Origin of the sequence: Mycobacterium sp. 1165178.9 (genome assembly GCF_001673555.1) — a bacterium.
In the GTDB taxonomy this organism is placed as follows: domain Bacteria; phylum Actinomycetota; class Actinomycetes; order Mycobacteriales; family Mycobacteriaceae; genus Mycobacterium.
This window is the reverse complement of sequence record NZ_LZMB01000575.1, coordinates 19,215-34,512: the sequence shown is the minus strand read 5'-3', so window position 1 is coordinate 34,512 and position 15,298 is coordinate 19,215. Positions and strand designations below refer to the sequence as shown.

Annotated in this window: 4 protein-coding genes; 2 read left to right on the top strand and 2 right to left on the bottom strand. The window is 69.0% G+C overall.

Features of this window, described 5'->3' with window-relative positions:
• A partial coding sequence (locus A5652_RS24625; RefSeq protein ID WP_067358225.1) for a type I polyketide synthase occupies nt 1-10,988 on the top strand: 10,988 nt, incomplete at its 5' end.
• A gap of 7 nt (nt 10,989-10,995) precedes the next feature.
• Entirely contained in the window at nt 10,996-13,602 is a 2,607-nt protein-coding gene (locus A5652_RS24620; protein WP_067358223.1) for a sugar epimerase family protein, read from the top strand.
• On the opposite strand, the gene A5652_RS24615 is transcribed toward A5652_RS24620, so the two are convergent.
• Both A5652_RS24615 and A5652_RS24610 read right to left on the bottom strand, forming a co-directional pair.
• Nucleotides 13,599-14,825 (bottom strand): cytochrome P450, encoded by a 1,227-nt coding sequence (locus A5652_RS24615; protein ID WP_067358220.1) that lies wholly within the window; start codon nt 14,823-14,825, stop codon nt 13,599-13,601. The two genes, A5652_RS24620 and A5652_RS24615, sit on opposite strands and share 4 nt — an antisense overlap.
• Before the next feature lie 47 nt (nt 14,826-14,872).
• Nucleotides 14,873-15,289 carry a hypothetical protein gene (locus A5652_RS24610; RefSeq protein ID WP_067358217.1) on the bottom strand — a complete coding sequence of 139 codons (417 nt, stop codon included), beginning with the start codon at nt 15,287-15,289 and terminating at the stop codon, nt 14,873-14,875.
• Nucleotides 15,290-15,298: the final 9 nt, after the last annotated feature.

Sequence of the window (15,298 nt, the reverse complement as noted above, 5' to 3'; positions counted from 1 at the left end):
GCGCCGTCGTCATCGGCGGCGACCGCGACCGGCTGCTGGCCGGGCTGGACGAGCTGGCCAACGACGACCCCACCGGATCGGTCATCCGGGGCACCGCGACGCCCGCGGGCAAAACCGTGTTCGTCTTCCCCGGCCAGGGCTCCCAATGGCTGGGCATGGCCATCGAATTGCTGGATAGCGCACCGGTGTTCGCACAGCAGATCCGCGAATGCGAAGAGGCCTTCGCCGAATTCGTCGACTGGTCGCTGATCGATGTGCTGCGCGGCGCACCCGATGCGCCGGGACTGGACCGGGTCGACGTCGTGCAGCCGGTGCTCTTCGCCGTGATGGTGTCGCTGGCCGAACTGTGGAAGTCGGTCGGGGTGAACCCGGATGCGGTGATCGGCCATTCGCAGGGCGAGATCGCAGCCGCGTACGTCGCCGGTGCGCTGTCGTTACAAGACGCCGCCCGGGTCGTCACGTTGCGCAGCAAGCTGCTGACGTCGCTGGCCGGCCCCGGCGGGATGCTGTCCATCGCCTGCAGCACCGAACGGGCCCGGGAGTTGTTGGCTCCCTACGGCAATCGAGCCGGCATCGCCGCCGTCAACGGCCGGTCGGCCGTCGTGGTGTCGGGCGAGGTGGCTGCGCTCGACGAGCTCGTCGGCTTCTGCGCCGACCTCGAGCTGCGGACCCGGCGGATCGACGTGGACTACGCCTCGCATTCGGTTGAAGTCGAGGCGATACGCTCGGATCTCGCGGAGGTGCTGTCCGGTATCGAGCCGCGCTCCTCGCGCATCGCGTTCTTTTCCACGGTGACCGGAAGCCGCTTGGACACAGCCGGATTGGACGCAGACTACTGGTATCGCAACATCCGGCAGACCGTGCAGTTCGACCAGGCGGTGCGCAGTGCCTGCGAGCATGGATACCGGACGTTCATCGAATCCAGTCCCCACCCGGCTCTGGTCGCGGGCATCGAGGACACCGCCAATGACCATCTCAGCAGTGGTGCCGAGGCCGCCGAGGCCACAGTCATCCCCACCCTGGGCCGCGATGACGGCGGACTCGACAGATTCCTGACTTCGGCCGCGACCGCGTTCGTCGCGGGAGTGAGCGTGCGTTGGCGTGGCGCGCTGGACGGCGCCGGGTTCGTCGAGCTGCCAACGTATGCCTTTGACCGGCGCCGGTTTTGGTTGTCCGGTGAGGGCATCGCGGCCGACGCCTCGGGCCTGGGCCTGGGCACCAGCGAGCACCCACTGTTGAGTGCCGTCGTCGAGCTCCCCGCTTCCGGCGGGGTGGTGCTGACGGGCCGCCTGTCGCCGAGCCTGCAGGGCTGGCTGACCGATCACGCCGTGTCCGGCACGGCCGTGTTCCCCGGGTCCGGCTTTGTAGAGTTGGCGATCCGCGCCGGCGACGAAGTCGGTTGCTCGACGGTCGACGAACTGACTCTGCAGGCGCCGTTGATGTTGCCGGCCAAGGATTCCGGGTCGGCGTCGGTTGCCGTGCAAGTGATGGTCGGCCCCGCGGAAGAATCCGGCCAGCGCCCGGTGTCGATCTTCTCGCGCCCCGACACCGGGTCAGGCTGGGTATGCCACGCCGAAGGAACGTTGAGCACCGGCTCGGTGGAGCCGGGGGCGGATCTGTCGGCATGGCCGCCGGCGGGAGCCGTCAAGGTCGACGCCGCAGAGGGTTACGAGCAGTTGGCGGCGCGCGGCTACGGCTATGGCCCGGCGTTCAAGGGCCTGGCCGCGACGTGGGTGCGCGACGACGAGGTGTTCGCCGAGGTTCGGCTGCCCGACGCCGCCGGCGGCGTCAACGGATTCGGCGTCCACCCGGCGTTGCTGGATGCGGCCATGCACGCACTGATCGTCAGCCAGCACGTCGCCGGCCGGACCGACGAAGTCGTGCTGCCGTTCTCGTGGCAGGGCGTGTCATTGCACGCGGCGGGCGCGTCGGCGCTACGTGTGCGCATTGCACCGGCATCGACGTCGGATGGCACCGCGGCCTCCAGGGCAGTCTCGATCGAGCTGGCCGACGGACTCGGATTGCCGGTGCTGTCGGTGCGCGCGATGGCAGCGCGCCCGGTGAGCGAGCGTCAGCTGCGCGCGGCGGTGACGGCCTCGGGTCCGGACCGGCTGTTCGAGGTGGTCTGGTCACCGGCAGTGACGAAAGCAGCCGGCACCGAGCCACCTGTACACCAGGTGTTCGAATCGGTTGCGGCCGGGGAAGATCCGGTATCCGGATCGTACGAGCGGACGCATCGTGCTCTGGCGGCCGTGCAGTCGTGGCTGACCGAGCATGACTCCGGGGTGCTGATCGTCGCGACCCGGGGTGCGATGGGGCTGGCGGGGGAGCACGTCCCCGATCTGGCCGGCGCGGCGGTATGGGGGCTGGTGCGGTCGGCGCAGACCGAGCATCCCGGCCGTATCGTCCTGGTGGATTCCGATGCGGCGCTTGACGATGGCGCGGTCGCGACCGTCCTGTCGATCGGCGAGCCCGCGGTGTTGCTGCGCGACGGCACGGCCTACATCGCGCGGGTGCACCGCAGCCGCGCGGTCGACGGCATCATGACGCCTCCGGCGGACGGTCCATGGCGGCTCGGAATCAGCAGCGCGGGAACTTTCGAAAACCTGCAACTCGAGCCGGTTCCCAACGCGGGAGCCGCGCTGGAGCCGGGCCAGGTTCGGGTGGGCTTGCGCGCCATCGCCACCAACTTCCGCGACGTCATGATCACCCTGGGCATGTTCACCCATGACGCCCTGCTCGGTGGCGAAGGCGCCGGCGTGGTGGTCGAAGTCGGGCCGGGGGTCACCGAGTTCGCGGTCGGCGATTCGGTGTACGGATTCTTCCCCGACGGCAGCGGCACACTGGTGCCCGGCGACGTCCGCCTGCTGCAGCACAAGCCCGCCCACTGGTCCTATGCCGAAGCCGCCGGCATCTCGGCGGTATTCACCACCGCCTATATGGCGTTCATCCACCTGGCCGACGTGAAGCCGGGGCAGCGGGTGCTGGTGCACGCCGCGGCGGGTGGTGTCGGGATGGCCGCGGTTCAGCTGGGCAGGCATCTGGGCTTGGAGGTGTTCGCGACGGCCAGCCGCGGCAAGTGGGACACGTTGCGGGCCATGGGTTTCGACGACGATCACATCTCGGATTCACGTAGCCTCGAGTTCGAGGAGAAGTTCCGGGCTGTCACCGGCGGCCGCGGCATGGATGTGGTGCTGGACTCGCTGGCCGGCGAATTCGTCGACGCCTCACTGCGCCTGGTCGCTTCCGGCGGCGTGTTTTTGGAGATGGGCAAGACCGACATCCGCGACCCGGGCGTGGTGGCCCAGGAGTACCCGGGTGTCCGCTACCGCGCCTTCGACCTGTTCGAGCCCGGCCGCCCGCGGATGCATCAGTGGATGCAGGAGCTCGCCGGGCTGTTCGACGCCGGGGTGCTGGAACCGTTGCCGGTGACCACCTTCGACGTGCGACGCGGCCGCACCGCGTTGCGGTATTTGAGCCAGGCCCGTCACACCGGCAAGGTCGTCATGACGCTGCCGTCCGGGATGAGTTCCGGCACCGTGCTGATCACCGGCGGAACCGGCATGGCGGGTTCGACGTTGGCCCGTCACCTGGTGGCACACCACGGTGTGCAGGACTTGGTGTTGCTGAGCCGGCGCGGTCCGGACGCTCCCGGGGCCGCCGAGTTGATCGCCGAGCTGCAGTCCGCTGGTGCCCGGGCGCGCGTGGTGGCGTGCGACGCGGCCGACCGGGCAGCTCTGGCGCAGGTGATCGACGACATTGCGGCGCCGCGGCCGCTGTCGGGCGTGATTCACGCGACCGGCGTGCTGGACGACGCGATGATCACCTCGCTGACCCCCGAGCGGGTCGACGCGGTGTTGCGGGCCAAGGTTGACGCCGCGTGGAACCTACACGAGTTGACCCGCGAGCTGAATCTGTCCGCCTTCGTGATGTTTTCGTCGATGGCCGGGCTGGTCGGGTCGTCGGGTCAGGGCAACTACGGCGCGGCGAACGCGTTCCTGGACGGGTTGGCCGCGCACCGGCGGGCGCTCGGTTTGCCGGCGATCTCGCTGGCCTGGGGTCTGTGGGATCAGGCCAGCGCCATGACCGGCGGCCTGGACGCTGCCGACCTCGCCCGGCTGGGCCGCGACGGGATCTTGGCGCTGTCCTCGGACGAGGCCATGGAGCTCTTCGACACCGCACTGATCGTCGACGAACCATTCCTGGCGCCGGCCCGCATCGATCTCGGCGCGCTGCGGGCCCACGCGGTCGCGGTCCCACCGATGTTCACCGATCTGGTCAACGCCCCGACGCGCCGCCGGGTCGACGACTCGCTGGCGGCGGCGAAATCGAAATCGGCGCTCGCGCATCGCCTGGACGGGCTGTCCGAACCCGAGCAGCACGCCGTGCTCCTGGATCTGGTGCGTTCACACATCGCCACGGTGTTGGGCAACACCACCGCCGAGGCGATCGACCCGGACAAGGCTTTCCAGGAGTTGGGCTTCGACTCGCTGACCGCGGTCGAGATGCGCAACCGGCTCAAAACCGCTACCGGACTGGCGCTTTCGCCGACCCTGATCTTCGACTACCCGACGCCCAACGGCCTGGCCGGCTACATCCGCACACAACTGGCCGGGGTCCCGCAAGAGATCAAGCACGCCCCGGTCGTTCGCGCCACCGACGACGATCCGATCGTGATCGTCGGCATGGCGTGCCGCTATCCGGGCGGGGTGAATTCTCCCGACGACCTGTGGGAGATGCTGACCGAGGGCCGCGACGTCCTCTCCGAATTCCCGACCGATCGTGGCTGGGACCTGGCCGGTGTGTACAACCCGGACCCCGATGTTCCGGGCACTTGCTATACCCGCACCGGCGGCTTCGTGGACGGTGTCGCGGACTTCGACCCCGCCTTCTTCGGCATCGCGCCCAGTGAGGCGCTGTCCATGGACCCCCAGCAGCGCATGTTCCTCGAGCTGTCCTGGGAAGCCTTGGAGCGGGCGGGAATTGAGCCCGGCAAGCTGCGCGGCAGCGCCACCGGAATGTTCGCCGGGGTGTACACGCAGGGTTACGGGATGGGCGCCGCACCGACCGCGGAGGGCTTTCGGCTGACCGGCCAGTCGTCGAGCGTGGCATCGGGCCGGGTGTCCTACGTGCTAGGCCTCGAAGGTCCGGCGGTGTCGGTGGACACCGCGTGTTCGTCGTCGTTGGTGGCCTTGCACATGGCCGCGCAGTCGCTGCGCTCGGGGGAGTGCGACCTGGCCCTGGCCGGCGGCGTCACCGTCAACGCCACGCCCGACATCTTCGTGGAGTTCAGCCGCATGCGCGGGCTGTCCGAGGACGGCCGGTGCAAGGCCTACGCGGGCGCGGCCGATGGCACCGGATTCTCCGAAGGCGGCGGCATGCTCGTGGTGGAGCGCCTGTCCGACGCGCGGCGGCTGGGGCATCCGGTGCTGGCCCTGGTGCGGGGCTCGGCGATCAATCAGGACGGCGCCTCCAACGGGCTGACCGCGCCCAATGGTCCCTCGCAGCAGCGCGTCGTGCGGGCCGCCCTGGCCAGCGCCGGATTGACCGCGGCGGAGGTCGACGTCGTCGAAGGACACGGCACCGGAACCACACTGGGCGACCCCATCGAGGCGCAGGCCCTGCTGGCCACCTACGGGCAGGATCGCAGTGAGCCGCTGTGGCTGGGGTCGATCAAGTCGAACATGGGCCACACGCAGGCGGCCGCCGGGGTGGCCGGCGTGATCAAGATGGTCCTGGCGATGCGCCACGAGATGTTGCCCGCGACATTGCATGTCGACGAGCCCAGCCCGTACGTCGACTGGTCGACAGGCTCGGTTTCGCTGTTGACCGAGGCTCGGGCCTGGAAGCCTAAGCCCGGCAACCACCCGCGCCGCGCGGGTGTGTCGTCCTTCGGCATCAGCGGCACCAACGCGCACGTCATCGTGGAGGCGGTGCCGGCCGAGGCGCCGCGCGTCGTGGGCGGTCCCAAGGTGCCGGTGGTGCCGTGGCCGGTCTCGGCGAAATCGCTGTCGGCGTTGAACTCTCAGGCCGCACGGTTGGCGAGCCACCTGCGCGCCCACCCGGACTTGGACATCGCCGATGTGGGGTGGTCACTGGCGGGCCGGTCGGCCTTCGACCAGCGTGCCGTCATCGTCGGCAGCGACCGCGACGGGCTGTTGGCGGGGTTGGACGAGCTTACCGGTGACGACCTCGCCGGCTCGGTCATTCGTGGCGCGGTGACCGCCGGCAAGACGGTCTTCGTGTTCCCGGGACAGGGCTCCCAGATATTGGGCATGGGGATGGGATTGCACGCCGGCTATCCGGTGTTCGCCGAGGCGTTCAACACCGTCGTGGCCGAATTGGACCGGCACCTGCTGCGCCCGCTGCGCGAGGTGATGTGGGGGCACGACGAAAACCTGTTGAACAGCACCGAATTCGCGCAACCCGCGCTCTTCGCCGTGGAAGTCGCGTTGTTCCGGCTGCTCGAATCCTGGGGTGTGCGGCCCGACTTCGTGATGGGCCACTCGATCGGGGAGCTGGCGGCCGCGCACGTCGCCGGTGTGCTGTCCCTGGAGAACGCCGCGGTGCTGGTGGCGGCTCGGGGCCGCTTCATGCAGGCGCTCCCGGAGGGCGGCGCGATGGTCGCGGTGCAGGCCACCGAAGAGGAGGTGCGGCCGTTGCTGGCGTCCTCCGAACAACCCGGCGTGGGCATCGCGGCGGTGAACGGGCCCACCTCGGTGGTGATTTCGGGCGCCCAAGAAGCCGTGGCCGCGGTGGCCGATCAGCTCCGCGCCGACGGCCACCGTGTGCATCAGCTATCCGTGTCGCACGCCTTCCACTCCCCGTTGATGGATCCGATGATCGACGAATTCGGAACCGTCGCGGCCGGACTGGCCGTCGGCAAGCCCACCATTCCGATCGTGTCCAACCTGACCGGACAGCTGGCCGGAGACGACTTCGCCTCGGCGGCGTACTGGAAGCGACACGTACGCGAGGCGGTGCGATTCGCCGACAGTGTGCGCTTCGTGCACTCGGCAGGCGGAAACCGCTTCCTCGAAGTCGGCCCGAGCAGCGGCCTGACCGCATCGATCGAAGAAACACTGGCTTCCGATCCGATGGCAACCCCCGTGACCACGATGTCCGCGCTGCGCAAGGACCGCCCGGAGCCGGTGGCCCTGGTCAACGCCGTCGCGCAGGGGTTCGTCGCGGGGATGGATGTGGACTGGCTCGGCGCGCTGGGCGACGCCAATCTCGTCGAGTTGCCGACGTATGCCTTTGACCGGCGGCGCTTTTGGCTTGCCGCCGACGGCGGCGCGGCCGATGCCGCGGGCCTGGGCCTGGCCGCCGGTGAGCACGCACTGTTGGGCGCGGTGGTGGAACTGCCGACCACTGGCGGAGTCGTGCTGACCGGCCGGCTGTCGCCCGGCACGCAGGGCTGGTTGACCGATCACGCCGTCGGCGGGGTCATGCTGTTCCCCGGCGCGGGATTTGTCGAGTTGGCCATCCGCGCCGGCGACGAGGTGGGCTGCGGAGTCGTTGACGAGCTGAATCTGGCGGCGCCGCTGGTGTTGCCGGCCGGTGGTTCGGTCGCCGTTCAGGTAGTGGTCGGCGGTCCCGACGATGCGGGTGACCGTGCGGTGTCGGTGTTTTCGCGGGCCGAAGCGGGCTCCGGCTGGTTGCTGCATGCCGAAGGTGTGCTGCGGGCGGGATCGGTGCAGCCGAGCGCGGATCTGTCGGCGTGGCCGCCGGTGGGTGCGGTCCCAGTGGACGTGGGCGATGGCTATGAGCAATTGGCCGAGCGGGGTTACGGGTACGGCCCTGCGTTCCGCGGCCTGACGTCGATGTGGCGCCGCGGCGACGAGGTTTTCGCCGAAGTGTCGCTGCCCGCCGACGCTGGGGTTTCGCCGGCCGGGTTCGGTGTCCACCCGGCGATGCTCGACGCGGCACTGCACGCGGTCATGTTGGCCTCGGACAGCGAGGAACTGCCCGAAGGCTCGATGCTGGTCCCGTTCTCCTGGCAGCGGGTGTCGTTGCACGCCGCGGGGGCGGGCGCGGTGCGCGCACGGATCGTGCCGATCAGCCCCTCCGCGGTGTCGATCGAATTGGCCGACGGGTTGGGGCTGCCGGTGTTGTCGGTGGCGTCGATGGTGGCCCGCCCGGTCACCGACAAGCAGCTTCTCGCCGCGGTGTCGAAATCAGGACCGGACCGGCTCTTCGAGGTCATCTGGTCCGCGCAGCCGACGGCGGCGGTGCAGCCGGTCTCGCTATCCGCCTGGGGCGCACCGGAATCCGAGGACACCGAGGCTGAGCGGACGGCGGTGCTGTTCGAGTCGCAGCCGGTGTCCGGCGATGTGACCACCGAGGTGTACGCGGCGACGCGGGCGGTGCTGCCCGTGCTGCAGTCGTGGTTGTCCCGCGACGACGCCGGAACGTTGGTGGTAGCGACCCGGGGCGCGATGACGCTGCCGGGGGAGGACGTCACCGATTTGGCCGGCGCGGCGGTCTGGGGCTTGGTGCGGTCGGCGCAGACCGAGCATCCCGGACGAATCGTGCTCGTCGACACGGACGCGCCCCTGGATTCCGAGGCGATAGCCGCGGTCCTGGCGCTCAGCGAGCCACAGGCGATCCTGCGCAAGGGGACGGTGTACACCGCGCGGGTGCTCGGCAGCCGCGCCGTCGGCGGTCTGTTGCTGCCGCCCGACGACGGACCGTGGCGACTCGGCATGAGCAGCTACGGCACCATCGAGAATCTGCGCATAGAGGGGATTCCCGACGCCGACGCGCCGCTCGGTCCCGGCCAGGTGCGAGTCGAGCTGTCGGCCATCGCGGCCAACTTCCGTGACGTCATGATCGCGTTGGGTCTCTATCCCGACCCCGAGGCGATCATGGGCATCGAGGCCTCCGGTGTGGTCATCGAAACCGACTCGCAGGACGGGCGTTTCGAGGTCGGCGACCGCGTCATGGGGTTGTTCCCGGACGGCACCGGAACCATCGCCAAGACCGACCAGCGCCTGCTCGTCAAGGTGCCCGCCGGCTGGTCACACACGGCGGCCGCGACGGCATCGGTCGTCTTTGCGACGGCGAACTACGCGCTGGTGGATCTGGCCGGCGCCAAGCCCGGTCAGCGGGTGCTGGTGCACGCCGCGGCCGGTGTGGTCGGGATGGCCGCGGTCCAGCTGGCCCGCCACATCGGCCTGGAAGTGTTCGCGACTGCAAGCCGCGGCAAGTGGGACACCCTGCGGGACATGGGCTTTGATGACGATCACATCGCCGACTCGCGCAGTTTGGAATTCGAGAAGAAGTTCCGGGCGGTCACTGGCGGGCGCGGTATGGACGTGGTCCTTGACTCGCTGTCCGGCGATTTCGTCGATGCTTCGCTGCGCCTGATGGCGCCCGGCGGGATCTTCCTGGAGATGGGCAAGACCGACGTCCGCGACCCCGAGGTCGTCGCGCGGGACCACTCGGGTGTGCGTTACCGCGCCTTCGACCTCTTCGAAGCCGGTCCGGATCGCATCGCGCAGATGCTCGACGAGCTGGCCGCCATGTTCGGCGAAGACGTGCTGCGGCCGTTGCCGGTCACCAGGTTCGACGTGCGGCGCGCACCCGCGGCGCTGCGCTACCTGAGCCAGGCGCGCCACGTCGGCAAGGTCGTGATGACGATGCCCGACGCGTGGACGGCCGGCACGGTGCTGATCACCGGCGCCACCGGCATGGCCGGCTCGGCGGTCGCCCGACACGTCGTATCCCGCCACGGCGCGCGCCATCTGGTGCTGGTCAGCCGCCGCGGCCTGGACGCACCGGGCGCGGCGGAGCTGGTCGCCGAACTGAGCGCGGCGGGTGCGCACGTGGAGGCGGTGGCCTGCGATGCCGCCGATCGCGAGGCCCTGGCCAAGGTGATCGCCGAAATCCCGATGCAGCGCCCGCTGACCGGGGTGATCCATGCCGCCGGGGTGCTGCACGACGCGGTGGTGACATCTTTGACCCCAGATCGGATTGAATCCGTGTTGCGGTCCAAGGTCGACGCGGCGTGGAATTTGCACGAATTGACCCGCGAGCTGGATGTGTCGGCGTTCGTGATGTTCTCGTCGATCGCCGGGCTCGCGGGTGCGTCGGGCCAGGCCAACTACGCGGCCGGCAACTCGTTCCTGGACGGGTTGGCCGCGCATCGACGGGCGCATGGGCTGCCGGCGGTTTCGCTTGGCTGGGGGCTCTGGGACCAGGCCAGTGCCATGACCGGTGGGTTGGGCGCGGCCGACCGTGCCCGGTTCGGCCGGGACGGGATCGTCGCCATGTCCTCGGAACAGGCGCTGGAACTGATGGACACCGCGCTGATTGTCGACGAGCCGTTCATGTTGCCCGCCCACATCGACCTCGCGGCGCTGCGGGTCAAGTTCGATGGGGGCACGTTGCCGCCAATGTTCGTCGATCTGATCAACGCGCCGACGCGGCGCCAGGTCGATGACTCGCTGGCCGCCGCCAAGTCGAAATCCGCTCTGCTGCAACGCCTAGAAGGGCTGCCCGAGGACGAGCAACAAGCGATCCTGCTGGACCTGGTGCGTGCCAACATCGCTACCGTGCTTGGCAGCTCCAGCCCGGAGGCGATCCATCCGGATCGCGCGTTCCAGGAACTCGGCTTCGACTCGCTGACCGCCGTCGAAATGCGTAACCGGCTCAAAGCCGCGACCGGGCTGGCGCTTTCGCCTACGCTGATCTTCGACTACCCGAACTCCGCCGCGCTGGCCGGCTACATGTATCGCGAATTGGTCGGATCGTCGGACCAGCCCGTGGTGACGGCCGCACCCGGCGAGGCGGAGATTCAGCGGGTGGTGGGATCCATCCCGGTCAAGCGCCTGCGGCAGGCGGGCGTGCTGGAGCTGTTGCTTGCGTTGGCCAGCGAGTCCGAGGGCGTCGCGCAGGCCTCCGCGGTGACCACCGAAAAGGACATCGCGGACATGGACCTCGACGCTCTGGTCAACGCGGCGCTGCGCGACGACGACGGCGAGTAGGCATGACGTGAGAATCGCGGTCACCGGGGCCAGCGGCGTGCTTGGCCGTGGCCTCGCATCCCGGTTGCTCAGTCAGGGCCATGACGTTGCGGGGATCGCGCGGCACCGCCCTGAAAGCTGGCCGAGCGCGGCCGATTTCGTGACGGCCGACATTCGCGACGCCGACGCCGTCGGGCGCGCCCTGGCTGGCGCGGACGTCGTCGCGCACTGCGCATGGGCAACGGATCCGGGACGCGACGGCTTGATCGCTCGGCAGGTCAACATCGGTGGCACCCGCAACGTGCTCGACGCGATGGCCCAAACCGGGTCCAGGAAAGTCGTTTTCGCGTCGTCGGCGCATGTGTACGGCGGGGGAGGAGCGCCGAAGACCGAACACGACGCCACGGCCCCGGCCAATGCCGAAGGCCGACTGAAGGCCGAGGCCGAACAAATGCTGGCGGAATCGGGGGTGGAGTGGGTCGCGATCCGTTCCGCGCTGATCCTGGGGCGCAACGTCGACAACTGGGTGCGCCGGCTGCTCGCATTGCCGGCGTTGCGCGACCGGTCGGGTGATCGCCGCCTGCAGGTCGTCCACCTCGACGACGCGCTCCGGCTGTTCAACAGTGCGCTCGTCGATGACAAAACCCGCGGCGGGCCGGTGAATCTCGCCGCCGCGGGCTCGCTGACCTTCCGGCAGCTGGCCGGCGCGCTGCGCCGTCCGGTCGCGCGGCTGGGCTTCGACCCGGCGGAGCTGCGGTTGGTGCAGGACGCACCGTTGATGGACACCGCGCGGCTGGAAGACTGGGAATTCCGCCCGGCCTGGGAGGCCGACGAATGTGTCCAGGACTTCGCGCTGGCGGTGCGCGGCCGGGTCACCATGGGCAAACGGGTGGTATCGCTGCCGTGGCGGCTGGCCAACATCCAGGACCTGCCCTCGGTCGACGCGCCGAGCGATGACGGGGTCAAGCCCATTTGGGCTGGCGCACAAGGCGATAACGGGGAATTCGACACACCGATCGACCCGCGCTTTCCCACCTTCCTGGCCACCAATTTGTCCGAGGCGCTGCCCGGCCCGTTCTCGCCGGCGTCGGCGTCGGCGACAGTGCGTGGACTGCGGGCCAGTGCCGTGTGCGTCGCCGAGCGGTTGCGGCCCGGCGGCACGATTCAGCGCGAAATCGCGATGCGCATGGTCGCAGTGTTTGCCCACCGGCTCTACGGCGCCATCACGACGGCGCACTTCATGGCCGAGACGGTGCCTTTCGTCAAGCCCACCACGGTGGTCAGCAACAGCGGGTTCTTCGGCCCGAGCATGGCCGCCCTGCCGATCTTCGGTGAGGACCATCCGCACTCCGACACCGGCCGAATCCGACAGCAGCTGCGGACCGTTCGCAACGTCGGGGTATTCGGCGTCAACCTGATCGGGCTGTCGGCCGGGGCGCCGTTGGACACCCGCGAGTTCGTCGCCGACGTGGATCGCCTGGAACACTTGACCGGCGGCGACCTCACCGGGCTCGATGATCGTCGGCTGCTGAGCCTGATCTCGCTGGCCCGCGACCAGGTGGTGCACGGGTGGGTGCTGGCGGCGGGGTCATTCCTACTGTGCGCGGCGTTCAACGTGCTGCTGCGCGGGTTGTGCGGGCGAGACATCGCCGCGCCCGGTGGGCCGGAATTGGTCAGCGCGCGTTCGGTCGAGGCGATGCAGCGGTTGGTGGTTGCCGCGCAACTTGATCCGAAGGTGAGGGCGCTGCTGGCCGAACCGGGGGACCGGTTGGACAAGCTCGCCGTTGAGGCACCGGAATTCCATGCCGCGCTGCTGGACGAGCTGGCGCTGATCGGCCATCGTGGCCCGGCCGAGCTCGAGATGCTGTCGACCAGCTACGCCGACGACCCCGAGCTGCTGGTCCGGATGGTGACCAGAGCGATGAGCGCACCGTCCGCCTCGCAGCCGTGGCGGCCCCGGATTCCCGTTCACGCCAAGCCGATTGCGGTCCTGGCCACCCAGCAACTGCGCGACCGTGAGGTCCGCCGCGACAAGGTGGTGCGGGCGAACTGGGTGCTGCGTACACTGCTGCGCGAGTACGGGCGCAGGTCGGTCGAGGCGGGGATCTTCGACGCCGCCGATGACGTCTTTTATCTGCTTATCGACGAATTGGATGCCCTTCCCGCGGATGTGGGCGCGCTGGTGGCCCGGCGCCGGGCCGAACAGCGCCGCCTGGTCGCGGTGGCGCCGCCCACGGTCTTCAGCGGAAGTTGGCAGCCGACCGCGACATCGTCGGCTGCGCTGGCCAGCGGGGGCACCCTGCGCGGTGTCGGCGTGTGCGGGGGCCGGGTGCGCGGCCGGGTGCGCATCGTGCGCCCCGAGACCATCGACGACCTGCAACCCGGCGAGATCCTGGTCGCGGAGGTCACTGACGTCGGGTATACCGCGGCCTTCTGCTACGCCGCAGCCGTCGTCACCGAACTCGGCGGGCCGATGTCACACGCCGCGGTGGTGGCCCGCGAATTCGGGTTCCCCTGCGTGGTGGACGTCCAGGGGGCCACCAAGTCGCTGCCGTCGGGCGCTCTCGTGGAGGTCGACGGCACCACGGGCGAGATTCACGTGCTGGAGCTTGCCTCGGATGACGCGCTGAGCTAGTCGAATTCGATCTCCAGATCGACCGGCCCGCTCAGTCCCAGCATCGGTTTCCAGCGCGTCGTCGCCATGCGGTGCGGGTTGGTCATGCGGCGGGCGAGCACCTTGAGGGCTCCAGCGAGCTCCGTTCGCGCGAGGTTCGCGCCAAGGCAATAATGTGCGCCGCCGCCGAACGTCAAAATGGGCGGCGGGTCCTTGCGGGTGATGTCGAAGCGGTCCGGGCGTGGATAGACCTCCGGATCACAGTTTGCGGCAAAGGTATTCACCGAAATGAAGGTGCCGGCGGGAAAGGTGTAGTGGGCGAAGGTGACGTCCTCGAGGACGGTGCGCAGGGTCGTGCACACGGCAGGCGAATGGCGCATGCATTCCTCGACGGCCGCCATCGCCAGGTCGGGGTTGTCGCGCAGCATCGCCAGCTGAGCGGGATGATCACACAGCGCGTGCATGCACGCGGCCAGTTGATTGCGGGTGGTGTCGGTGCCGGCGCTGAGGATGCTGAACGCCAGCATGCGCATCTCCGCGTTGCTCAACCGGTCGCCGTCGTGCTGGGCGCGGATCAGTTCGGAGATCAAGTCGTCGGTCAACCGGCTCCGCCGTTCGGCGATCATGTCGTCGATGTAGGCGTCGAACTCGTCCCATGCCCGCAGCACGATGTGCTGCTCGTTCGCGAGGTCGGAGTCGAATCGCACGATCTTGAAAATGTCCTCCGCCCATAGGGAAAACTGCTCCCAGTCCTGGGGAGGCGCTCCCAACAGCGCGCAGATGATCGGGATCGGGTACGGCCGCGCGATGTCGGCGACGAAATCGCATTGGCCGGCATCCGCGACCTGGTCGATCAGTCCGTTGATCACAACGCCGATGGTGTCCTCCATCCGCGCGGTGGCCCGCGGCGTGAATGCCTTGGACACCAGGCCGCGCAGCCGCCGATGTTCCTCGTCTTCCATGCCCAGGATGGTGCCGAGCACCCGGTCATAGAGCGGGCCGGACGTTATCCCGCGGGCCGTCATGTGCATGCCGGGCGGGAAAACGAACCGGGGGTCGCGAAGTATCCCGCGGGCGAGTTCGTAACCGAGCACCTCGGGTCCCAGCGGCCCGATGGCTATCGGTGACCGCTTGCGCACCTCGTGAATCCGCGGGGCGACCTCGTGCACGGTGTCGGTGATGTCGTACTGCAGCGTCGGAAGGTCGGCGTCGAAAATGCTGGCGGCTGCGGTATCGACGCTCATTCGAGAATGCTCCTCAGGCGAAATCAGCTCGGCCATACCGCCTCCCATCACGGAATATTGGTGGCCAGGAACGTCAGTGGCAGGCCCAGGATCGACACGTCGTTTTCGTCGAGGTAGGTGCCATCGCCCTCCATGTGCTGCCGGAATCGTGTTGTCGCGCCGTAGCGTTCGGTGACGGCGTCGCCGGCCGCGGCTTCCGGAACTCCAATGACAACGGTGAACACGCCGTCGCCGTGACGCTCAAGGAACTCGGTCACCGAAACGGCGACCTCGCCGGTGGATCCCGGGATCGGGCTGATCAGCTCGATGCCCCGAGTCCAGTCGAGGTGGATGTCGAGGCCGAGCTCCGCCAACTGCAAAGGTTCGAAGACGAATCCGAGATCGCTGAACATCTGCGCCGCGGCCGCGTGTCGTTCCGGTGCGACGGCGAACACGACGTGGTGCAGCGAGGGTTCTTCAGGCATCGGGGTCTT